This is a genomic window from Bacteroidales bacterium (genome assembly GCA_035299085.1).
Classification (GTDB): Bacteria; Bacteroidota; Bacteroidia; order Bacteroidales; family UBA10428; genus UBA5072.
In genome coordinates, this window is sequence record DATGXG010000045.1 from 1 (window position 1) to 23060 (window position 23060).

The window sequence follows — 23060 nt, forward strand, 5'->3', positions numbered from 1 at the left end:
CGCTGTTTAATCGCTTCGCTGTTTGAAGGCTTCGCCGTTTGAAGGCTTCGCCGTTTGAAGGCTTCGCCGTTTGAAGGCTTCGCCGTTTGAAGGCTTCGCCGTTTGAACTAATTAAACTTCTTTTTCAAACTCTTTTTCAAACTCTTATTCAAACTCTTTTTCAAACTCTTTTTCAAACTCTTTTTCAAATTTCTTTTTCAAATTTCTTTCAAACTTCTTTCAGATAATTCCGTACAAAAATTCATTCCGGTTCCGGAAAGGAATATTGGTATGTTCGTGTTGATCTCAAATTGCTAATTTTTCATAGAATGAGTAAAAGAATTGTTGTTGTTGAGGACTTTAATACATCGAGACAGATTATTAAGAAAACTCTCGAAAGTATGGGTTACCGGGTTGATGAAGCTGAAGACGGCCAGGATGCACTGAAGTATTTTAACGGTGAACAGGTTGATCTTGTAATTACCGATTATAACATGCCCAGAATGTCAGGTGCTGAACTCGTTGAATATGTCAGAAGCAGGGATGAATACCGTTATATACCTATTTTTATGCTTTCCACTGAAACCAGCATAGCCAAACAAAACCGGGCAAAAGAAGCTAAAATTACCTGCTGGATCAAGAAACCTTTTGATGTAATTGAATTTAAGAAATTGGTTCAAAAGGTGCTTGCATGATTGATGAATTCTCAGATATTTTCCAGCAGGAAGCCACAGACCTGATCCTGCAATTGGAAGAAATGCTATTATCTCTGGAACAGGGTTCCCGGGACAAGCAAGTGATTGACGGAATTTTCAGGGTAATGCATACACTGAAAGGAAGTGCCGGCATGTTTGGTTTCAAAAACATCCAGGATATAACTCATGAATTCGAAGGTCTTTTCGACCGGATCAGGTCAGGGGAACTGGAAATTAACCGCGAGATCATTGACCTTACCTTACAGGCTAAAGATTCAATTGAAAGCATGCTGAAAGGTAAAGATTCACAAACCGTCTTGCCTGATATTTCTGCATCTTTAAAGCAGATAGTTGCAGGTAGTGATGAGGAATTGACCGTAACAGGGTCAGGGAATATTTTTGCCATTTATTTTACGCCTGACCCGGCAGTTTATGAAAGAGGCCTGGATCCTGAAAAAATAGTATCCGAGATTAAAAGTAAAGGAACTTCTCATGTAATCTCACATGATCATGAGGGTGCCGGCCAGGGCAATGATAAAAAGATATGTACAACAACCTGGGAGGTATATCTGAATACCTCATCCTTATTGAACGACATTGAGGATATTTTCCTGTTTTATGATCCGGCCGAATTTTTTGTTGTACATGCTTCAGAAACTGAGGAAAATTTAAATCGCATAGAGTCTGTTCTTAAAAAGATTAATCCGGATGTCGATGATGTCAGGGATCATCTTTCAATACATTTTTCAAAAGTTGATAATGCTACTCATTACAGCAAAGCAGAAACTTCCGGAAAACAACCTGATGTCTTAACCCAGGCAGAAAAGGCAGGTGAATCATCTGTATCAGTTAATGTATCGTCGATAAAACTCGACGAATTAATGAACCTTGTGAGTGAACTTGTCACTCAAACAGCCACTCTTGAAGCATGTGTGCCAAAAGATTCAAGTGCCATGCTGCTGAATACGGTTGAACAGCTATCGAAACTGACAAAAAAGTTCAGGATAAATGCGCTGGATATCCGGCTGGTGCCTGTTGGAAATTTACTTACCCGTTTTAAAAGACAGGTTCGTGACCTTTCAAGAGAATTGAATAAGGAAGTAAGCCTGATTCTTGAGGGACATGATATTGAAATTGACAAAACCATCTTAAAGGCCATTGAACAACCCCTTATACATGTGCTCAGGAACAGTATTGATCATGGTATCGAATCACCTGAAGAGCGTATAAAAAAAGGTAAAAATCCCGAAGGAATTATAAAAATCTGCGCATTCAATTCTGGCACCAGTGTCATCATGCAGGTTCAGGATGATGGCTGTGGCATTAACCTTGAAAAGGTGAAAACTGCCGCGCTCAAAATGGGATATATTAAAGCTGAACAACAGATTGATGATCATGAATTGCTGAACCTGATTCTCGAGCCGGGTTTTACAACAAATGAAAATGTCAGCCTGGTTTCAGGAAGAGGCGTCGGTATGGATGTAGTTAAAAAGGAAGTTAACAGGATTGGCGGAACGCTTGAAGTCTTCACTGAAAAAGGACTCGGAACCACCATAACAATGAAACTCCCCACTACCCTCACCATCATTGATACCCTGATGATTGAGGTAGGGCGCTCGGTTGTTCTTGTTCCTATGCTTGATATTGAATACTGCTACAAAGAAGATTACAGCTTGTTGAAAAAGAAGGAACATCACTATATAGAATATAAAGGAAAGCTTGTTCCATTCCTGAATTTGCGTGAAAAATTCAAATATGGCAATAGCGACGATGAAGAAAATTCTATTGTGATGATCATAAATAAATTTGATCAAACGTATGCCATTATAGCCGACAGGATTATAGGTGAATACCAGGCGGTAGTGAAACCGTTGGGTGACTTGTTTAATCACCTCCCCTATTTTTCAGGTGCAAGTATCATGGTCGACGGTCGCCTGGCTCTTATACTGGATACAAACGCCCTCTTTGGTCAAAAAGAAAAATAACTGATTCCTTATTGATCTGTATCTGTTTACCATGACAAAAATCTTGGCATGGAAAGGATTATATCGGTAACTTTGTTAACCGACATAAATACATTAATATAAAACTATATGAATACAAACCTGGAAGCCCTTGCTCCGTCAGGAATATGGAGAAATTTTAAGAATCTTACCCAAATACCCCGTCCTTCAAAAAAGGAAGCACGCGTAGTTGAATTTGTAAAACAGTTTGGTGAAAAACTTGGGCTTGAAACAGTTGTTGATGCAGTTGGAAATGTGGTCATCCGCAAACCGGCAACACCCGGTATGGAAAACCGGAAAGGCATTATCTTCCAGTCGCATCTTGATATGGTGCCCCAGAAAAACAGCGATAAAACACATGATTTTGAGAAAGATCCCATTCAAGCCTATATTGATGGTGAATGGGTAAAGGCAAACGGCACAACCCTTGGCGCAGACAACGGGATCGGTGTTGCTTCAATGCTGTATATTCTTGAATCGGATAACCTCAAACACGGACCTATTGAGTGCCTTTTCACTATTGATGAAGAGACCGGTATGACAGGTGCATTCGAACTTAAGCCGAATGTATTAAAAGGTGAAATACTGATGAACCTTGATTCGGAAGACGAAGGCGAATTATTCATCGGATGCGCGGGAGGAATGGATGCCAATATTGAATTCGAATATAAAACATCCAGGATTCAGCCTGATGCAAAACCTTTCCTTATCCGCATTTCCGGACTCCGGGGAGGTCATTCAGGCCTTGATATCGACCTGGGCAGGGGAAATTCGAACCAGATTCTCTTCCGTTTGCTATGGAATGCTGAATCTAAAGTCGGACTTCAATTATGTGAGTTCGAAGGCGGCAATATGAGAAACGCCGTTCCGCGTGAAGCTCATGCCGTAGTTTTAATTCCATCAAAAAATGTGAATGAATTCAGGAATCTGGTCAGTGATTTTGTTCAGGTGGTAAAGAACGAACTTTCAGCCGTGGAACCTGAATTTAAACTTGAACTTACTGAAACCGTTATGCCTGCCAGGGTGATGGAACCGGTTTTACAGAAAAATGTAATTGCAGCTATTTATGCTTGTCCTAATGGAGTGATACGCATGACCGACGGAATAGAAGGGCTTGTGGAAACATCTACCAATCTCTCCATCGTTAAAACGGCCGGAGAAAAAATACAGGTTAACTGCCTGCTCAGAAGCTCAGTGGATTCTGCAAAACAACATATTGCCGATGTGATGAAGGCATTGTTTGAACTTGCAGGGGCAAAGACTGCATTTACAGGTTCGTACCCGGGATGGAAACCCAATATGGATTCGGCTATTATGAAGGTAATGGACGATGTTTACATGAAAATGTATAATAAGAAAATGGAAATTAAGGCTGTCCATGCAGGTCTTGAATGCGGAATAATCGGCGGAGTTTATCCTAACCTGGATATGGTTTCATTTGGCCCTACGATCAGGCATCCTCATTCACCCGATGAAAAAGTTCATATCGGCAGCGTGCAGAAATTCTGGGATTTTCTTGTTAAGACTCTTGAGAGTGTACCTGTAAAATAACCTTAAAGGCCTCTCATATCAATAATTTCGACCTTTTTATATTCAGCAGGGTTAAAAGTAAAGGCTGTATCGGGAAATACCTTTGATGTTACCGTATTCTTCAGCCGTACTGAATAATCAACGCCGTCTTTGCCTATTGAAGTAATTGCTTCAGGAAGGCTGGTTTGTTTATTTATAAGTACTTTAATTCGTGAATAGGGCTGATTCAGATTTTTCGGAAAAAGATCGATTTCATGGCAGGTAACGCCATTATTGAGAGTTTCCTTTACATACCGGTATTTAAATTCATTTTTATACGAGGTGAAAAACCCGTAAGGATTGCTCATGAAATCGCCTGAATTATTCCTGGGTTCTGTGATTGTAACTTCATTACTCTTCTGAACATAAGTCCACATGGTTTTCCCATCGTAAAATACAATACTTCCCTCGCTGTTGAGTTTGTATTTTTGTTGCTTCAATACCAGGTTACCTGCAGACGTATTTTTTGAATTGTCTTTCCTGTCAAGGATGCTTAATTCAAAATCGGTCTGAAATGAAGGAAGGCTCCGGAATTTTTCACCAACACTTTCAAGAATCCTGGCAGCCTCAGGATCCTGGATATTTTCCTGGGCGTTTATGAAGGCACAGGTAAGAAGGCTAAGGAAGACCAAGAGATATTTCATTCTGTTAATTTTTCGACATAGAGTTCAAAAACTGTTCCAGTGCATATTCATCCTGGTAAAAAACCTGCCGGGGTTTACTGCCATCGGGCGGCCCGACAATTCCAGCCGCTTCCAGCTGATCCATAATACGTCCTGCGCGATTATATCCGATTGAAAATTTCCGCTGGACAAGTGAAGTAGAGCCCTGCTGGTGAATCACAACAAGTCGTGCCGCATCATTGAAAAGGCCATCACGTTTTGAAAGATCGATTTCACCGATTTCCGCATTGGTGCTTTCATCAACAAATTCAGGCAAATAAAGGGCAGTCGGAAATCCGCGCTGAGATGAAATAAATTTCGTTATCCCTTCAGTTTCAGGCACATCAATAAAGGCACACTGTATGCGGATCATGTCACTGCCAGGGGCAAAAAGCATATCACCCCGGCCGACAAGCTGGTTTGCGCCCGGTGAATCAAGAATGGTCCTTGAATCAATCATTGAGGTAACCCTGAAAGCGATACGGGCCGGGAAGTTTGCCTTGATCACACCTGTAATGATATTGGTTGTCGGACGCTGCGTGGCAATTACCAGGTGAATGCCAATGGCCCTTGCCAGCTGGGCAAGCCGTGCAAGCGGTGTTTCCACTTCCTTGCCCGCTGTCATGATAAGATCGGCAAACTCATCCACAATTACAACAATATACGGCAGATACCTGTGCCCCTTCTCCGGGTTCAGTTTTCTCTTTACAAATTTGTGATTGTATTCCTTGATATTTCTTACAGCGGCCTTTTCAAGAAGCTGGTACCGCTGATCCATCTCAATGGTGAGCGAATTAAGAGTATATATAACCTTTTTTGTGTCCGTAATAATCACTTCCTCGGCATCCGGAATTTTTGCCAGGTAATGTTTCTCAAGGCTTGTATAGGCAGTTAACTCAACCCGTTTAGGATCAATAAGGACAAATTTAAGCTGCGACGGGTGTTTCTTGTAAAGCAAAGAAGTTATAATACAGTTCAGACCAACTGATTTACCCTGACCTGTAGCACCGGCAAGCAGGAGATGCGGCATTTTGGCCAGGTCAAAAACGTAGGTTTCATTTGAGATGGTCTTACCCATAGCAACCGGAAGCTCGAAAGCCGAATCCTGGAATTTCCTTGAAGAGAGCACAGATCGCATCGAAACAATTTCAGGGTTCTGATTGGGAACTTCAATACCAATAGTACCTTTACCAGGCATAGGGGCAATGATCCTGATCCCCAGCGCGGCAAGGCTGAGAGCGATATCGTCCTCAAGACTTTTGATTTTTGAAATCCTCACCCCGGGAGCCGGAACGATCTCATACAGGGTGACAGTGGGACCAATAGTGGCTTTGATCTTATCGATCTGGATCTTATAATTTGAAAGTGTCTCTACAATTTTATTCTTGTTGCTGATCAACTCTTCATTTGTAACCGTGGAGTTTTCCGCATCATGCTTTTCCAGCAGGTCAACCGAAGGCATGCGGTATTGCGACAGATCAAGAGTAGGATCATAATCTCCAAGCATTTCATAGTTTTCGGTCGCTTCATCAACGTTCTTGGGTTCTTCAATGGCATCAGTCATTACCAGTTCAATCTCCTCTTCCTTTTCAGGAACAGAACCTTTAACTGCAGGCCCCACGACTGTTCTTTCATTCCGGTTAAACTCTGTTTCGAAAACCAGGTCATTATCATGATCCGCTTTTGCATTGGCGGCTTCAGCAGGCTTTTCTGCTTTGTTTTCTTCAGGTTTCTTCTCCGGCCATTGAGGTACTTTAACCTTAATTGTAAAAAGCTTTCCAAGCCAATGCAAAGTATTTTTATTCGAAAAAATCATCCACACAAGCGTTGCAACCAGAAGGATCAGGCCTGTTCCCAGGATACCTGCAAAGGCAACAAGCCACTGGCTCAGGTATAATCCGTGTTTGCCTCCCAGTCCGCTGCCCAGGATGCCGTGAAATGATCCAAGGATAAATCCGAACCAAACCGAAAAAAGAATCATACCTACCATGGCCACACGAAATACGAACCAGAGGCTTTTAATCTTAACGCGCATGAGGGCAAAACCCATAAGCAACAAAACAAATGGAACCGCAACAGAGGCAATACCAAACCACTGATTGATGAAAAGGTTGGAAAAATAAGCGCCGATTTTGCCCGACCAGTTGTCAACATGATATTCCGGTTCAGAAAAAACACGTGACCATTGAAAGCTCTGATCGGTTTTCCAGGTAAACAAATAGGAAACAAACGACACAAAAAGTAAAACGGCAAATCCTGAAATTATAAATCCAAGCGCCACCTTAAAACGTTCATCTGTAAAAAACGAACCCGATTTGGCTTTGCCATTCACCGGTTCATCTGAAATTTTTTTCTTTGCCATTATGCGTAATTCGTCAAACAGGTGCTAAAATAAGTAAGTACCCAATATAAACTGACGGAAAGTGTAAAATGTTATCCACAATTTCAGTATTCGGTAATCGGTATTCGGTGTTCGGTGTTCGACGGAATTTAGTATTCATTTCATTCTTCATTTTTTCATTTTTTCATTTTTCATTACCTGTTACCTTATTTATAATCATCCTAAATTACCTGAAAATGATATTTATGGTTAGCAGATAATTGTAACCTTGTTATTTTTGAGTATAAATACTAAAATATTCATGGAAGCCTCTGTATGTAAAGAACAGATGGGGACTGTGGAAGGAATATCCGGCCATATGATTCAGGTGAGAATTCACCGCGAGGCCTTATGCGGTCATTGCAGTGCACAATCCTTGTGCTTTTTAGGAGAAACCAAAGAAAGAATCATTGATATTAGTGATTTCAGTTCAGATATTAAACCCGGGGATGTTGTGGATGTGAATATTTCAACAGGCCAGGGTAATAAAGCCATTCTACTTGGCTACCTGGTTCCGTTTGCCGTTTTAATCACAACCCTGCTGATTTTCAGCAGCATTGGGGCAAAAGACTGGATTGCGGGACTATCTGCGCTGCTCTCATTGGTTCCTTATTATATGATATTGTATTTATTCCGAAACCGGTTAAAGAAAGTTTTCATTTTTTCTGCCCGGAAAAAAGTATTGTGATGGTTACAACTATTATTTACACGATTCTTTCATTAAGCCTTTTAGGTGCTGTTGCTGCCGTAGTTCTATATTTTGTGGCGCAACGATTCAAGGTTTTTGAAGATCCCAGGATTGACCAGGTTGAAGCTGAGTTGCCTGCCGCCAACTGCGGTGGCTGTGGCTTTGCCGGCTGTCGTAACCTGGCAGAAACCCTTGTTAAATCCGAATCATTTGACGGATTATTTTGTCCGGTAGGCGGCAACACCGTTATGGCCAGGATAGCAGAAGTGCTGGGAAGACAGGCAGTGACACAGGATGCAAAAATTGCCGTGCTTAAATGCAATGGCACATGTGAATACCGTCCAAGAACAAGCATATACGATGGCACTGCTTCATGTGCAATAGCTTCGGCCCTTTACAGCGGTGAAACGGGTTGCAATTACGGGTGTCATGGCTTTGGAGATTGCGTTGAGGCCTGTCTGTTTGACGCCATGTACATTGACGAAACAACCGGACTTCCTGTGATTTCGGATGAAAAATGTACGGCATGCGGTGCCTGTGTTAAGGCATGCCCCCGAAACCTGATCGAACTCCGAAAAAAATGGAAGGGAAATAAAAAAATCTATGTAGCATGCAGTAACGAAGACAAAGGAGGCATCGCCCGTAAAAGTTGTTCGGTGGCCTGTATCGGATGCAGCAAATGTGTTAAGGTTTGTACGTTTGATGCCATAACTCTTGAAAATAACCTGGCATACATTGATTCTGATAAATGCCGGCTATGCAGGAAGTGTGCGCCTGAATGTCCGACCAACAGTATTATTGAGATCGGATTTCCCCAAAAAAAGGAAAAAATCCCTGAAACTGCAGGCAACAATCCATTAACTGTAAATAAAGACTAACCGTGTTCAAGACATTTCACAAGGGTGGTGTTCATCCGCCTGAAAATAAGTTATCAGCAGGGCGGCCGGTGGAACCATTTCCGGTTCCCGCAACTGTGGCGATATTGCTTTCGCAGCATATGGGTGCTCCGGCCAAAGCTATAGTTGAGAAAGGCGCTGCTGTGAAAACCGGGCAGTTAATTGCAAAAGGTGAGGGTTTCCTGTCGGGCAACATTCACTCTTCAGTTACCGGAAAAGTTTCCCGTATTGAGGCTGTAACAGATGCAAGTGGTTACAAACGCCAGGCCGTTTTTATTGAAGCTGTGGCCGATGAATGGTTTGACGATATCAACACCGATACACTGCTAGACAAAGAAATTAAGCTTAATGCGGCAGAAATTATCAATAAAATCAATGAATCGGGAATTGTGGGACTCGGTGGTGCAACTTTCCCTTCACATGTCAAATTATCCGTACCACGAGGCAAAAAAGCCGATTTTCTTATAGTAAACGGTGTCGAATGTGAACCATACCTTACGGCGGATCATGCCCTGATGCTTGAAAAACCCGGTGAAATCATGGTTGGCATCGAAATTCTAAAAAAAGCACTAGGCGTTACACAGGCACATATTGGCATTGAAGCCAACAAACCTGATGCCATTGCTCTTATGCAGAAATTTGCATCAGAATACACCGGAGTTAAGGTTCATCCTCTTAAGGTGAAGTATCCTCAGGGCGGCGAAAAACAGCTGATAAAGGCTATCACCGGACGGGAAGTGCCTTCAGGGGGTCTTCCTGTTGATGTGGGTGTGGTTGCCTTCAACGTAGGAACAGTATTTGCTGTTTACGAGGCGGTTCAAAAAAATAAACCTCTTATTGAAAGAGTGGTAACCGTTACAGGAAAAAACATTAAAAATCCCGCGAATTTCCGTGTCCGCCTGGGTACACCTGTAGCGGGACTTATAGAAGCTGCCGGAGGTTTATCTGAAAACACAGGGAAAATCATAATGGGTGGTCCGATGATGGGAAAAGCTCTTGCAATTGCTGATATACCTGTTGTAAAGGGCACTTCGGGAATTCTGCTTCTTCAGGATGACGAAGCTTCGAGGAACAAACCACAACCTTGCGTGCGGTGCGGCAAATGTGTAGCTGTTTGTCCAATGGGGCTCGAACCTTACCTGCTTATGCCCTTATCCCAAAAGAATGAGTTTGACAGGCTCGAATCGGAACATATAATGGATTGTATGGAATGCGGATCGTGCAGTTATATATGTCCGTCTGCAAGGCCATTATTGGACTTTGTACGATCAGGAAAAAACAATGTCGGTAAAATTATAAGATCCAGAAAAAAACAATGAGTAAAATACTAACTGTTTCACCCTCCCCTCACATCAGCAGTGATCTGTCAGTTCCAAAGCTGATGTACGGCGTGGTACTTTCATTGATTCCTGCATTCATTGTAACGGTATATATGTTCGGCCTGGGAGCGCTGGTGATCACAGCCGTATCGGTTGTGTCGTGCGTTTTGGCAGAAATGATTATCCAGCGATACATTATGGATGCACCGGTGAGAATCAGGGACGGCTCTGCCATTGTAACCGGAATTCTGCTCGCCTTCAATCTTCCTTCGAATCTTCCATGGTGGATGGTCGTCATTGGTGCGGTGTTTGCCATTGGCGTCGGAAAGATGACATATGGAGGCCTTGGTAACAACCCTTTTAACCCTGCACTTGTAGGGCGTGTGTTCCTCCTGATCTCTTTTCCGGTTCAAATGACAAGCTGGCCATTACCCGGTGCGTCGAGGTTTCACTATCTTGATGCAACCACCGGTGCCACTCCGCTTGGATTCCTCAAAGAAGCCCTGAGAAACGGCCAGACTGTTCCCGAAGTTATGAACCAGATTCCGGATCACATGCAGCTCTTTCTCGGTCAAATGGGTGGTTCAATGGGGGAAATTTCTGCCCTTGCATTGATTTTAGGATTTGCGTGGATGTTGTATAAAAAAATAATCACATGGCATATACCGGTTATCATGGTGGGTACCATATTTGCATTTACCGGAATACTCTATCTGATCGATCCGACCCGCAATGCTTCTCCCCTCTTTCATATTCTTACAGGAGGTGTAATGCTCGGTGCAATATATATGGCTACTGACCTTGTAACATCTCCCATGACAAAAAAGGGAATGATACTTTACGCCGCCGGGATTGGTGTCATTACAGTTGTAATCCGGAAATTCGGTGCTTATCCTGAAGGAGTGTCCTTTGCGATACTCATAATGAATGCCTTTGTTCCATTGATTAATAAATATATCAAGCCAAAACGCTTCGGAGAGGAGGTAAAAAATGGCTAAGAAACTGGAATCAACACTGATCAACATGATCCTTTCTCTCGTGCTGATCTCCATGACAATGTCCGCAGCACTGGGATTTGTATACCTTAAGACAAAAGATCCTATTGAAATAGCTTCAAAACAAAAAGAAACCGATGCCATAAAACAGGTATTTCCTGATTTTGACAGTGACCCGATGGCAAACGTGACTGAAAAAGACGGTGTGAAAATTTACCAGCTGTTGCTTCAGAACAAAGTCTCGGGTTTTGCAATCAAAACCTTTACTGATAAAGGTTTCGGAGGGCATATTGAAATGATGGCCGGATTTAAGCCTGACGGGACCATTACTAAAATTGTCGTTCTTAGTCATAAGGAAACACCTGGCCTGGGCACGAAAATGACCGATCCTAAATTCAGTTCGCAGTTTCCGGGTAAAAACCCTTCTCAATACCGGTTAAAAGTGAAGAAAGATGGCGGGCAGGTTGATGCTATTACCGCGGCCACGGTTAGTTCGCGTGCATATTGTGACGCTCTGCAGAGAGCTTTTAACACGCTGAAATCAATAAGTGACACTATTCCGGTTCAACAATAATTCAGATTGAAATGGCAAATCTCAAGTATCTTACAAACGGCCTCCTTAAAGAAAATCCGACATTTGTTATAGTTCTCGGAACCTGTCCTACCCTGGCCATAACAACAGCCGCTGTAAACGGCATTGGCATGGGAGCCGCCACCACTTTTGTCCTCGTTTTCTCAAACCTTTTTATCTCCTTACTGAAAAACTTCATACCCGATAAAGTCAGAATCGCCGCCTTCATCCTTATCATAGCCACATTCGTTACAATAGTTGACCTTGTAATGAAAGCCTATACTCCTGATTTATATAAAGCGCTCGGAATTTTCATCCCTCTTATTGTGGTAAACTGCATAATCCTTGGCCGGGCTGAAGCATTTGCCCAGAAGAACAGCGTTTGGCCATCGTTACTTGACGGGTTGGGTATGGGAATAGGTTTTACAATGGCAATAACCTTAATCGGCTCCATACGTGAAATACTCGGGAACGGATCTATTTTCGGCGTCCGTCTTCTTGCAGAAAATGCATCCACTATCCTGATTTTCGTCCTGCCTCCGGGTGCATTTGTAACGTACGGATTCCTGATTGCCATTATGAACAGAATAAAATTAAAATTCAATATTTAATCCCGGAACCATGGAATATATCCTGCTAATTATTTCGGCCGTCCTTGTGAACAATGTAGTGCTTGTTCAGTTCCTTGGAATTTGCCCGTTCCTGGGTGTTTCAAATAAAATTGAAACATCAATGGGTATGGGAGTAGCCGTTATCTTCGTTATGTCGCTGGCTAACCTGGTTACTTATCTTATCCAGAATTATGTACTGATTCCGCTCCACATCGAATTCATGCAAACGATAACTTTCATTTTCGTGATTGCATTTCTTGTCCAGGTTGTTGAGATCATTCTGAAGAAAGCGGCCCCGGCATTATACCAGGCCCTGGGTATCTACCTGCCTCTTATCACAACAAACTGTGCTGTTCTCGGGATAGCCATTCTTGCTGTTCAGAAGGATTTCAACCTTGTTATGAGCGTGCTTTATGCAGCAGGTATAGCAACAGGATTCACATTTGCCCTGATCCTTATGGCCGGAATTAGGGAACAACTGGCTCTTGCCGACACTCCGAAGGGGATGAAAGGTTTTCCGCTTTCATTGGTTACAGCGGGTTTGTTATCGCTTGCTTTTATGGGGTTTTCAGGAATTGTAAAATAGCTGCTGTACTGCAACCTGTTTGATATTGTAACAATTTACGTTACTTTTGCCGCCAATGAATTTTTGGTATGCTCCGGAAGACATTGAAAGATAATATTTTATTTTTCCTGCCCTATATCTTAATTTTGTTGCTTATTCTGCCTGTTCTGCTCAACTATAATAAAGGAGACCTTCACCTGATGATCAACAGGCATCATACCGCTTTTTTTGATGTGCTTTTTGCGTTATTAACTTACCTGGGTGACGGGCTGTTCATCATTGTGCCGGCAGTTATCCTGCTGTTTTTTTCGGTAAGGCACACTGCATTTCTTGTTACAGCCTATGTGTCCACCGGATTGATAACCCAGGTGCTGAAACGGGTGTTTTTCGAAGGCAGTATGAGACCATCCGTAATGCTTAAAGATGCAGGATTATATCTTGTTGAAGGTGTTGATATGCTCCATGGCCGCAGTTTTCCTTCAGGCCATGCAACAAGTGCTTTTGCTCTTTTTCTCAGCCTGGCACTCATATTACGGAACCGCTGTCTTAAATTTCTTTGTTTCATTATGGCCTGCCTCGTTGCATTCTCAAGAGTTTATCTTTCGCAGCATTTTCTTATTGATATCACGGCAGGTTCCATGATCGGCACGTTGGGCACACTGGCTGTTTATATGCTTTTCTATAAAAAAGAAAGAAACTGGTATACCTGGAAAATCCAGGATTTATTTTCTGCAAAGCATGCCTAAAAATATAATACGAAATAACCTGGTTATTGCCTTTACGGCTGCCCTGCTTTTCGTTCCATTTCTTGGCGGTGTTCACCTGTTCGACTGGGATGAGATCAATTTTGCCGAATCTGCACGTGAAATGATCGCTACAGGAGATTATCTCACTGTAAGAATAAACTTCATTCCCTTCTGGGAAAAACCGCCACTGTTTATCTGGATGCAGGTTTTATCCATGAAGATATTCGGAATAAATGAATTTGCAGCCCGCTTTCCCAATGCCCTGTGCGGGATCGTAACGCTGCTTGTTTTATTCAATGCCGGCAGGAAAATTAAGGATGAGAAATTCGGTATGATTTGGGTGCTGCTGTATGCCGGATCATTTCTGCCTTTCATTTATTTCAAATCCGGTATCATTGATCCATGGTTCAACCTGTTTATTTTCCTCGGGATATTCATTTTTCATTCTTATTTCACCGATTCGAAGAATCAATTGCTCAAAGCAGTTTTGTCGGCTTTTTTTATCGGTCTCGCAGTTCTTACTAAAGGACCGGTTGCACTGCTCATCTTTCTAATTGTATTTGGCCTATTCCTGCTGCTTAAAAAATTCAGGGTTAGAATCAGGGTTGCTGATGTGTTTGCTTTTGTTGCAGTTCTGGCAATTACAGGTGGTTTTTGGTTCATTCTGCAGATAGCACAGGGAAATTTCAGTATAATAGCCGATTTCATTGTGTACCAGATAAGGTTATTCAAAACACAGGATGCAGGTCATGGAGGCTTTCTGCTGTATCATTTTGTCGTGCTTTTTTTCGGAGTCTTTCCTGCATCAATGTTTGCCTTGCCTGCTCTTTTTCCTTCAAAATACAGGAACACAGAACCGCATGCTTTTTACTTATGGATGCTTATCCTGTTTTGGGTTGTCCTGATCCTGTTTACCATCGTAAGGACCAAAATTGTACATTATTCCTCCCTCTGTTATTTCCCTTTGACATTCCTGGCCACATGGGCATTATTCCATTTTGAGGAGTCATTCAAAGGGGCATGGAGCAAAGTGACAGCCATTTTCATCGGTGTTTCCGGAATTGTAACCGGTATTATTATTTTTCTCCTCTCTTTCTTTGATTCATGGAAAGGATGGCTTATTCAACATATAAAAATCAGGGATCCGTTTGCAATAGCCAATTTGTCGGCCAACGGTTCGTGGAAAGGTTTCGAGTTTATTACAGGAATCCTGCTTATAGCGGCTGTCCTCGTATTTGTGGGTGCATGGAAAAAACAACGGGTCAAAGCAGTTTATTTTCTTACCCTGTCAGTTTCCGTATTTATGTTTCTTGCTTTAATCCTTATTGTTCCAAGAGTGGAATCGTATTCACAAAAAACTGCAATCGAATTCTTTCAGTCGGTCAGCAATGAAGATGCGTACCTGGCTACCCTGGGATATAAAAGTTATGCTCATTTATTCTACGGAAAAGCAAAAGATCACAACGGTATTGAATCATCGCGCAAAGAATGGCTTCTTACAGGGGATATTGACAGGCCGGCCTATTTTGCAGCCAAGATTAACCGCAAAGAAAAATTGATTAAGGAATACCCGGGTTTACAATTCCTGTATGAGAAAAACGGTTTTGTATTTTTCACCCGGAAATCAACAAGAAATTAAACTTTATCTCATGATCAACAATAAAATAATAACAGTAGTTCTTCCGGCATACAATGCAGAAAAGACACTTGAAATGACTTTCAATGAAATTCCGTTCGATATAGTGGATCATGTGATACTTGTGGATGACAGAAGCAGGGATAATACAGTGAAGCTGGCCGGGCAACTGGGTATTAAGCATGTTATAAGGCATGCTGAAAACAAGGGATACGGTGGAAATCAGAAAACATGTTATGATAAAGCCCTTGAATTGAATTCTGATATTGTTGTCATGCTTCATCCCGATTACCAGTACTCTCCGAGGCTTATCCATTCTATGTGCTATCTGATAGCCAACGGAGTGTATGAAGTTGTTATGGGTTCGAGGATTCTTGGAAAAGGAGCTCTGAAAGGAGGCATGCCCATTTACAAATACATTGCCAACCGCTTTCTTACCCTGACACAAAATATTCTGATGAACCAGAAATTATCCGAGTATCATACGGGTTACAGGGCTTTCTCGGCTGACGTTCTGAAGAAGGTTAATTACAAACTGAATTCAGATGACTTTGTCTTTGATAACCAGATGATCGCACAGATTTTTCATGCGGGTTTTGAAATAGCCGAGATTACCTGCCCTACCCGGTATTTCGATGATGCTTCTTCAATCAATATCCGGAGAAGCATTAAATACGGCCTGGGTGTACTGGGAGTCTCATTCAGTTATATGCTTCAAAAAACAGGACTATTTAAATTCCATATTTTCACGGCCTGAATATGAGCTTTATCTATTACCAGGTGTTAAAATATTGGTTAAATTTATTGTACAAACTCTAACGATCTGATCATGAAAACTAAACTCTGGCTGGCTGTTATTGCAGCGCTGGTATTGTTAATGCCCGGCTGCAGTAAGAAAAAAAAAGTAACCGAATCAACAAATGATTCAATTGCCATGAAACTGAACGATTTTGCGACATTCAAGCTCACTTCCGATTTAAGCAAACTGAGCGAAAATGAAAAGAAAATGATCCCCCTGCTGATCGATGCAGCAGATATTATGGATCAGATCTTCTGGATGGAAGCCTATGGCAGTAAGGATTCGCTTTTTTCGTTGCTGAAAACAGACGCTGAAAAGAAACTGGCAGCAATTCATTACGGTCCCTGGGACAGGATGAACGGGAATGATCCCTTGTTTCCGGGTATCGGCAAAAAATTACCGGGAGCTAATTTCTATCCCGCGGATATGACAATTGAAGAGTTCCAGCAACTGAAAGATACGACAAAAACAAGCCTGTACACTGTTATCCGTCGTGACGCTGACAAGAAACTGGTTGTCATTCCTTATCATGTTGAATTCGCTGAACTGGTGAAAAAGGCTTCAGATCTTATCAAACAGGCATCCGAACTGGCAGAGGATCCCGGTTTGAAAAAATATCTTCAACTCCGCTACCAGGCATTGCTGGATGACAATTACAGGCCCAGTGACATGGCCTGGATGGACATGACTACAAACAATATTGATTTTGTTGTTGGCCCTGTTGAAACCTATGAAGACCAGTTATTCGGGTATAAGGCATCTCATGAGGCCTATGTTCTGATAAAAGACAACGAGTGGAGCAATAAACTCATGCATTACGCCACTTTGCTTCCTGCACTTCAGAAGGGACTTCCTGTGGATCCAAAATACAAAAAAGAAATGCCGGGTGATAATTCTGACCTGGGCGCTTATGATGTGGTTTATTATGCAGGCGATTGCAATGCAGGGAGCAAGACAATTGCCATAAACCTGCCGAATGACGAATACGTGCAGCTTCATAAAGGTTCAAGGCGCCTTCAGCTTAAGAATGCCATGAGGGCAAAATTTGACAAAATCATGATTCCCATTGCTGCTGAATTAATGCAACCTGAAGACCTGAGTCATGTAACATTTGAAGCATTTTTCAATAATACAATGTTCCATGAGGTGGCTCACGGCCTTGGATGTTCAAATACAATTAACAAGAAAGGAACAGTGCGTACAGCACTTAAAGAGCAATATTCGGCACTTGAGGAAGGAAAGGCCGACATCCTTGGTTTATACCTTGAAGCCAGACTGAAAGAAATGGGCGAACTGGATGTAGATCTCACCAACGAGTATACCACTTTTATGGCCGGTATTTTCCGTTCAATACGGTTCGGCGCATCCAGCGCACATGGAAAAGCTAATCTTGCCCGGTTCAACTATTTTAAGGAGAAGGGCGCTTTTTCAATTGATTCCACAGGCCGATACCGGATTGATATGGCCAAAATGGCCGACGCCATTAATTCATTAAGCACTATGATCCTGACCATCCAGGGCGACGGGGATTATGATAAGGCAGTTCAGATGATGCAGCAATACGGAAACATTGACAACGATCTGAAAGCTGCCCTCAAAAAGATCGAGGACAAGGATATTCCTGTAGATATCGTATTTGATCAGGGAAAAACTGCCCTGGGCTTATAAATAAAATGAAGGTCAACAGTAAATCCGCCGGATTTATTACGCTGACAGTGATTCTGCTGTCGGCCTTCTTTTTTTATTTCTTTACATTCAACAGGTACCACCTTTGGCACCTTGAACAAAATCAACTATTCCGGTATAACAAAGATTACCTCCTGGATTTTCTGCAAAGACCCGGTGGTTTCATTCTTCTTACAGGTGCCTTTATTACGCGGTTTTTCTACAATGCCTGGGTTGCAGCTATAACAATCACATTTTTAGCGGGTTCATTTTTTTATATTACAAGCCGGATTCTGAAGTATTATCAATTGAGTTACTTCCTGCTTTCAGCAATCACTGTTGTTATTTTAGCCGCCCTGCAAAGCAATCATAATTATCTTCCGGCCTATACACTAGGATGGCTGTTTACAATTACCGTTTTCTATGGTTATATTTTAATTCCTGGTTTAACATACAGGCATATTACCGGCCTGATTTTAGTGCCGGTTCTTTTTTACCTGTGCGGTTTTTTTTCTTTTTTGCTTGTGCCTCTTGTTATTGTTCATGAACTATCAATAAAAGGAAAAAAACACTATCTCTTCTGTTTGACAATGGTAATAACAGGAATGCTTATGCCTGTCGTGTTTCAACGGTATGTATTTCTTACACCGAAAGAAACCATGTGGATCATTCCGCTGAATCCGGTATTGCTGAAAGACAAATCAGTTTATATCTTTCTTTTGCCTTGTTACCTGGTTATTATTATTGCATCCATACCATTTATCAGAAAAATTAAAGTAACCAGAATGGTTTTAGCCATAAGTGCCTTATTATTTCTTATATCCGGTTTTTTCATAATCAGGGAAAACTATGATAAGAAAAATGAAGTTTTCCTCCACATAGAAGCCAGCTACCAGCAATCGGATTACAAACAGGTTCTTGCTTTGGGCAGGAAGTATCCCGGAAACAATCAGCTTGTCGTGTATTATACAAACCTTGCACTAAGCAGGTTGGGTGAACTTTCTGAAAAGATGTTCATGTTTAACCAGTCAGGTTCCCGGGGCCTCTGGTTGCAATGGAGCCGGAACGAAACCGCCCCTCTGTACGGAAGTGAATTTTACGAAATCGTGGGTTATACAAACGAGGCTTCGCGTTGGGCTTTTGAAGCCATGGAGATCAATGAACTGAATCCCCGATCACTTAAAAAACTTATTATTGCAAGCCTTATCAATGAACAGCCTGAACTGGCGTCAAAATACAGGTATCTTCTTTCACAAAACAGTCATTACGCTTCCTGGAGCGATGATAAAAAAGTTGCCAATGGTAAAAAAATGAAGCTGACACACGATTTTATCTCCACCGGGTATCATCCGTATGAACTGCTAGAATTGCTCGAAGATCATCCCGATAACAGGCCAGCCTATGAATATCTGATGGCATCCTTTTTACTGGATAAAAATCTTGAGATGTTCGCTTCACAGATTTACAGGCTGAAAGATCTAGGGTATTCTCATATTCCAAGGTATTTTGAAGAGGCCATAATTTTGTATTCAGGACTAACAGGAAAGGACATCACTCCCCCCGGATATACGTTAAGCGAACAGACCATGCAGCGGTTTCATGAATATGCCTCCCTGTTTGCTGCAAACCGTTATTCGATGGATAAAGCATCCAAAGTGCTGGCAAAAAAATTTGGTGATACATTCTGGTATTATATGCAATTCAGAAATCAGAAATGAAAGGGTTAACCTGCATAATATTTGGCCTGTCGGGTTTAATGGCTGTTTCATGCCATACAGAGCCGGTTGCATATGAACAGGCCGGAAATGCAAATATCTTTCCTGATTATTCAGCTATCACCATACCCTGCAACATCGCCCCCCTCAATTTTGATATACAGGAGAAAGCGGATAAGTATCAAGTAACCCTTTGGCATCCCATAGACAATCAGGCTGAAAAATTGGTGACAGTCCGGTCATCCGATGGTAAGATAAGATTCGGTCAGCGAATCTGGAAAGAATGTCTTTCTGTTTGCCGGGGAGGTGTCATGATCATCGATATTTATGGCAAAAAAGATGGAAAGTGGTATAAATACAAAAGCATTGTTGATTCGGTTGCCAGTGACCCTGTAGACAGGTTCCTTGTGTACAGGCTGATAGAACCAGGGTATGAAACATGGAACAAGATGGGGATTTACGAGCGGGATCTTCAGAATTTTAAAGAGCGTACTGTTATAAAAAATGAAATGACCGGTGGTAATTGCATAAACTGTCATTCATTTTGCAGGAATAGCCAGGATAAAATGCTTCTCCATGTAAGGGGAGAATTTGGAGGCACTCTTATTAAAATAAATGACAGACTGCAAAAGGCAGATACCAAAACAAAGAATAGTTTGTCGGCCTGTGTATACCCTTCCTGGCATCCCGGCGGTCGATATGTTGCCTTTTCGGTAAACAGGATCGTTCAGAGTTTTCATGCACTTTCAACACGAAAGATTGAAGTGGTGGACACACTTTCTGATATTGTTCTGTATGATGCCACTCTCAATAAAGTCATTACTATTCCCCAATTGGCGGATTCCAGGTGGTTTGAAACTTTTCCTTCATGGTCGCCTGACGGCAAAACACTGTATTATTGCGCTGCGCCATTTCAGAATTATCGTGATTTTGAGAACATCCGCTATAATCTGATGAGCATTTCATTCAACGCTGAAACCGGTGTTTTCGGAGAGACATCCGATACAATTATTGCTGCCGGCAAAGACGGATTGAGTGTATCCTTTCCGAGAGTCTCTCCGGATAGTAACTATCTTCTTTTCTGCAAATCAGGTTACGGCAATTTCACTATCTGGCACAAGGATAGTGATCTTGAATTGCTAAATCTTAAAAATAAGCAAATTACAGTGCCCGGTATTAACAGTGATGAATCAGAAAGCTACCATTCATGGTCGTCAAAAGGCAGGTGGATCGTTTTCAGCAGCAGAAGGATAGACGGGTTATACACAAGGCTTTATATCAGCTATTTCGATACCAACGGAAACTTCCATAAGCCTTTCCTTTTACCACAGCAAGATCCGGGAAGCAACCAGCTCAGGACCAAATCCTATAATGTTCCGGAGTTTATTGAGTCAGCCATTAAGCCGGGTCCGCATTCCTTTGCCCGGGCAATCCGCTCGAAGGCAGAACCTTCATCAGCTGATTGAACTCCAGTCGATTACCGATTTTGATAATGCGGATAGTTGTCTTCTTAACACCTGGTTTTGAGGTTTCTGAAGGTAAGGGTCTGCTTCCAGAACCCGTGTTGCTATATCCCTTGCATATTGAAGAATTTGGCCATCCTGGCCAAGATTCGCAATTTTAAGATCAAATGGTATACCGCTTTGCTGAGTTCCTTCAATATCACCTGGCCCCCTGAGTTTGAGATCGGCCTCGGCAATTTCAAAACCGTCGTTTGTGTTAACCATGAGTTCAAGGCGCTTTTTGGCTTCATTGCTCAGTTTATACGAACTCATAAGTACGCAGTAACTCTGATCGGCGCCTCTGCCTACTCTTCCCCGGAGCTGGTGCAATTGTGAAAGACCGAAACGTTCCGCATTCTCTATCACCATCACACTGGCGTTTGGTATATCCACCCCCACCTCAATTACAGTAGTCGCGACCATAATTTGCGCCTTACCTTTTATAAACAGCTGCATACCGGATTCCTTATCCTCAGGTTTCATTTGACCGTGAACACAAACCACGGCATATTCAGGTGGAGGGAAAGCCCTGACAATAGCCTCATATCCTTCCTCAAGGGCCACAAGGTCTAGTTTCTCTGATTCCCTTATAAGAGGATAAACAATGTAAACCTGTCTTCCCTGTTTGATCTGGTTCCTTAGAAAACCAAAAAGTACAAGGCGTTTCGATTCATAATAATGTATAGTCTGTATCGGCTTTCTGCCCGGCGGAAGCTCGTCGATGACCGAAACATCAAGGTCACCGTAAAGTGTCATTGCCAGTGTACGCGGAATGGGTGTGGCTGTCATAACCAGCACATGGGGGTACTGTTCTGTCTTTTTCCACAACTTTGCCCTTTGGGCAACACCAAACCTGTGCTGCTCATCAATTATTACTAGTCCCAGGTTGTTGAATTGCACCGTATCTTCAAGGAGAGCATGGGTGCCTATAAGTATATGGAGAGTCCCCGAGCGCAGTTGTTCATGAAGTTCCTCACGTTCATTTTTGCGTGTTGAACCGGTCAGAAGGTAAACGCCCACACCCATATTTTCAACAAACCGGGAAATCGTATTGTAATGCTGGTTGGCCAGCAGTTCGGTGGGTGCCATGAGGCAAGCCTGGTAGCCGTTATCAAGGGCTATGAGCATTGCCATGAGCGCCACAAGGGTTTTTCCGCTTCCCACATCACCCTGTAAAAGCCTGTTCATCTGTCTCCCGGAACCCATATCTTTGCGGATCTCCTTCACTACCCTTTTCTGAGCTTCGGTAAGCTCAAAAGAAAGGCGGGTTTTATAAAAATTATTCAGGTTGTCACCCACCTTTGAGAATACCAATCCTTTGTTAGCCGTCAGCCTTTTCGTTTTCTGAAGGAGAATATTCAACTGGATGTAAAACAGTTCCTCAAATTTAAGCCTGTAAGTGGCTTTCCTTAATTTATCGGAATTCTCAGGAAAATGCAGATTCCTGATAGCTTCATTAAGCGACATAAGCCTGAGATGACTTACAAGTGCTTCAGGCAACGTTTCCTCCAGCCCGGGTGATAAGGCGAGAATCTGACCAATCAGTTTGTGGATTGTCCTTGAAGTAAAGAAATTGGTTCGAAGCTTTTCAGTTGAACTATACTGCGGTTGAAATGCCGATGTAATGCGGTCGTCTTCCACACCTGCCATTTCGATTTCAGGATGGGCAATGGATAATTTCCGGTTATACAGTCCGGGCTTTCCGAAAACAATGTATTCAATATTCGGCTGGTAGTTGCGGGTCACCCATTGTATACCCTGGAACCAAACCAGTTCCATGGTTCCTGTACCATCTGTAAAAACAGCGACGAGTCTCTGTTTGTATTTTTGTCCTTCTATCCTGAAATGTGAAATTTTGCCTTTCACCTGGATAAAGGCCTGTGTGGTATCAATATCCTTTATGGCATAAATTCTTGACCTGTCAATGTACCTATAGGGGAAATAATAAAGAAGATCCCTGCATGTTTTAATGCCCAGTTCTTTTTCAAGCAGTTCGGCCCTTTTCGGGCCGACGCCCTTTAGGTACTTCATTTCCTGGTCGGCAATCTGGCTCATCGTGCAGTA

General features: G+C 42.3%; 19 protein-coding genes. 16 read left to right on the forward strand and 3 right to left on the reverse strand.

Annotated elements, in window-relative coordinates:
- The first annotated feature begins 308 nt into the window (after positions 1–308).
- The 3 genes from VK179_14260 to VK179_14270 all read left to right on the forward strand — a co-directional run bounded on the left by VK179_14260 (position 309) and on the right by VK179_14270 (position 4228).
- The gene (locus VK179_14260; protein ID HLO59907.1) at positions 309–674 is read left to right on the forward strand and encodes a response regulator; all 366 of its coding nucleotides are present in this window, start codon (positions 309–311) and stop codon (positions 672–674) included.
- Positions 671–2659 (forward strand): chemotaxis protein CheA, encoded by a 1989-nt coding sequence (locus VK179_14265; GenBank protein HLO59908.1) that lies wholly within the window; start codon positions 671–673, stop codon positions 2657–2659. Before VK179_14260 ends, VK179_14265 begins: the two co-directional genes overlap by 4 nt.
- Positions 2660–2767: 108 nt before the next feature.
- Complete coding sequence (locus VK179_14270; GenBank protein HLO59909.1) at positions 2768–4228, forward strand: aminoacyl-histidine dipeptidase; 1461 nt, start codon at positions 2768–2770, stop codon at positions 4226–4228.
- Between the two features lie 2 nt (positions 4229–4230).
- On the opposite strand, the gene VK179_14275 is transcribed toward VK179_14270, so the two are convergent.
- Positions 4231–4890 carry an outer membrane lipoprotein carrier protein LolA gene (locus VK179_14275; protein ID HLO59910.1) on the reverse strand — a complete coding sequence of 220 codons (660 nt, stop codon included), beginning with the start codon at positions 4888–4890 and terminating at the stop codon, positions 4231–4233.
- Between the two features lie 4 nt (positions 4891–4894).
- Complete coding sequence (locus VK179_14280) at positions 4895–7270, reverse strand: DNA translocase FtsK (GenBank protein HLO59911.1); 2376 nt, start codon at positions 7268–7270, stop codon at positions 4895–4897.
- A 280-nt stretch (positions 7271–7550) separates the two neighbouring features.
- Between VK179_14280 and VK179_14285 the strand changes: the two genes are divergently transcribed.
- From VK179_14285 to VK179_14345, 13 genes are all read left to right on the forward strand, one after another.
- A complete protein-coding gene (locus VK179_14285; GenBank protein HLO59912.1) occupies positions 7551–7976 on the forward strand; it encodes a SoxR reducing system RseC family protein in 426 nt (141 codons plus the stop codon).
- Positions 7976–8854 carry a Fe-S cluster domain-containing protein gene (locus VK179_14290; GenBank protein HLO59913.1) on the forward strand — a complete coding sequence of 293 codons (879 nt, stop codon included), beginning with the start codon at positions 7976–7978 and terminating at the stop codon, positions 8852–8854. The genes VK179_14285 and VK179_14290 overlap by 1 nt, the downstream gene beginning before the upstream one ends.
- A gap of 2 nt (positions 8855–8856) precedes the next feature.
- Positions 8857–10191: an electron transport complex subunit RsxC gene (gene rsxC, locus VK179_14295; GenBank protein HLO59914.1), complete on the forward strand. Its 1335-nt coding sequence runs from the start codon at positions 8857–8859 to the stop codon at positions 10189–10191.
- Positions 10188–11189, forward strand: coding sequence for an RnfABCDGE type electron transport complex subunit D (locus tag VK179_14300; protein ID HLO59915.1), 1002 nt, complete (start codon positions 10188–10190; stop codon positions 11187–11189). Before rsxC ends, VK179_14300 begins: the two co-directional genes overlap by 4 nt.
- Positions 11182–11760, forward strand: a complete 579-nt coding sequence (locus VK179_14305) for an RnfABCDGE type electron transport complex subunit G (protein ID HLO59916.1) — start codon at positions 11182–11184, stop codon at positions 11758–11760. The genes VK179_14300 and VK179_14305 overlap by 8 nt, the downstream gene beginning before the upstream one ends.
- An 11-nt stretch (positions 11761–11771) precedes the next feature.
- Positions 11772–12368 (forward strand): electron transport complex subunit E, encoded by a 597-nt coding sequence (locus tag VK179_14310; GenBank protein HLO59917.1) that lies wholly within the window; start codon positions 11772–11774, stop codon positions 12366–12368.
- A gap of 10 nt (positions 12369–12378) precedes the next feature.
- Positions 12379–12954 carry an electron transport complex subunit RsxA gene (gene rsxA / locus VK179_14315; GenBank protein ID HLO59918.1) on the forward strand — a complete coding sequence of 192 codons (576 nt, stop codon included), beginning with the start codon at positions 12379–12381 and terminating at the stop codon, positions 12952–12954.
- A 68-nt stretch (positions 12955–13022) separates the two neighbouring features.
- Positions 13023–13679: a phosphatase PAP2 family protein gene (locus tag VK179_14320; GenBank protein ID HLO59919.1), complete on the forward strand. Its 657-nt coding sequence runs from the start codon at positions 13023–13025 to the stop codon at positions 13677–13679.
- Entirely contained in the window at positions 13672–15318 is a 1647-nt protein-coding gene (locus VK179_14325) for a glycosyltransferase family 39 protein (protein ID HLO59920.1), read from the forward strand. Before VK179_14320 ends, VK179_14325 begins: the two co-directional genes overlap by 8 nt.
- Before the next feature lie 10 nt (positions 15319–15328).
- A complete protein-coding gene (locus tag VK179_14330) occupies positions 15329–16072 on the forward strand; it encodes a glycosyltransferase family 2 protein (GenBank protein HLO59921.1) in 744 nt (247 codons plus the stop codon).
- Between the two features lie 72 nt (positions 16073–16144).
- Positions 16145–17782: a hypothetical protein gene (locus tag VK179_14335; GenBank protein ID HLO59922.1), complete on the forward strand. Its 1638-nt coding sequence runs from the start codon at positions 16145–16147 to the stop codon at positions 17780–17782.
- A 5-nt stretch (positions 17783–17787) separates the two neighbouring features.
- A complete protein-coding gene (locus VK179_14340) occupies positions 17788–19497 on the forward strand; it encodes a DUF6057 family protein (protein HLO59923.1) in 1710 nt (569 codons plus the stop codon).
- Positions 19494–20960: a hypothetical protein gene (locus tag VK179_14345; protein ID HLO59924.1), complete on the forward strand. Its 1467-nt coding sequence runs from the start codon at positions 19494–19496 to the stop codon at positions 20958–20960. Before VK179_14340 ends, VK179_14345 begins: the two co-directional genes overlap by 4 nt.
- Here VK179_14345 and recG read toward each other — a convergent pair.
- Positions 20949–23051 (reverse strand): ATP-dependent DNA helicase RecG, encoded by a 2103-nt coding sequence (recG, locus tag VK179_14350; protein ID HLO59925.1) that lies wholly within the window; start codon positions 23049–23051, stop codon positions 20949–20951. The genes VK179_14345 and recG overlap by 12 nt on opposite strands.
- Between the last annotated feature and the right edge of the window lie 9 nt (positions 23052–23060).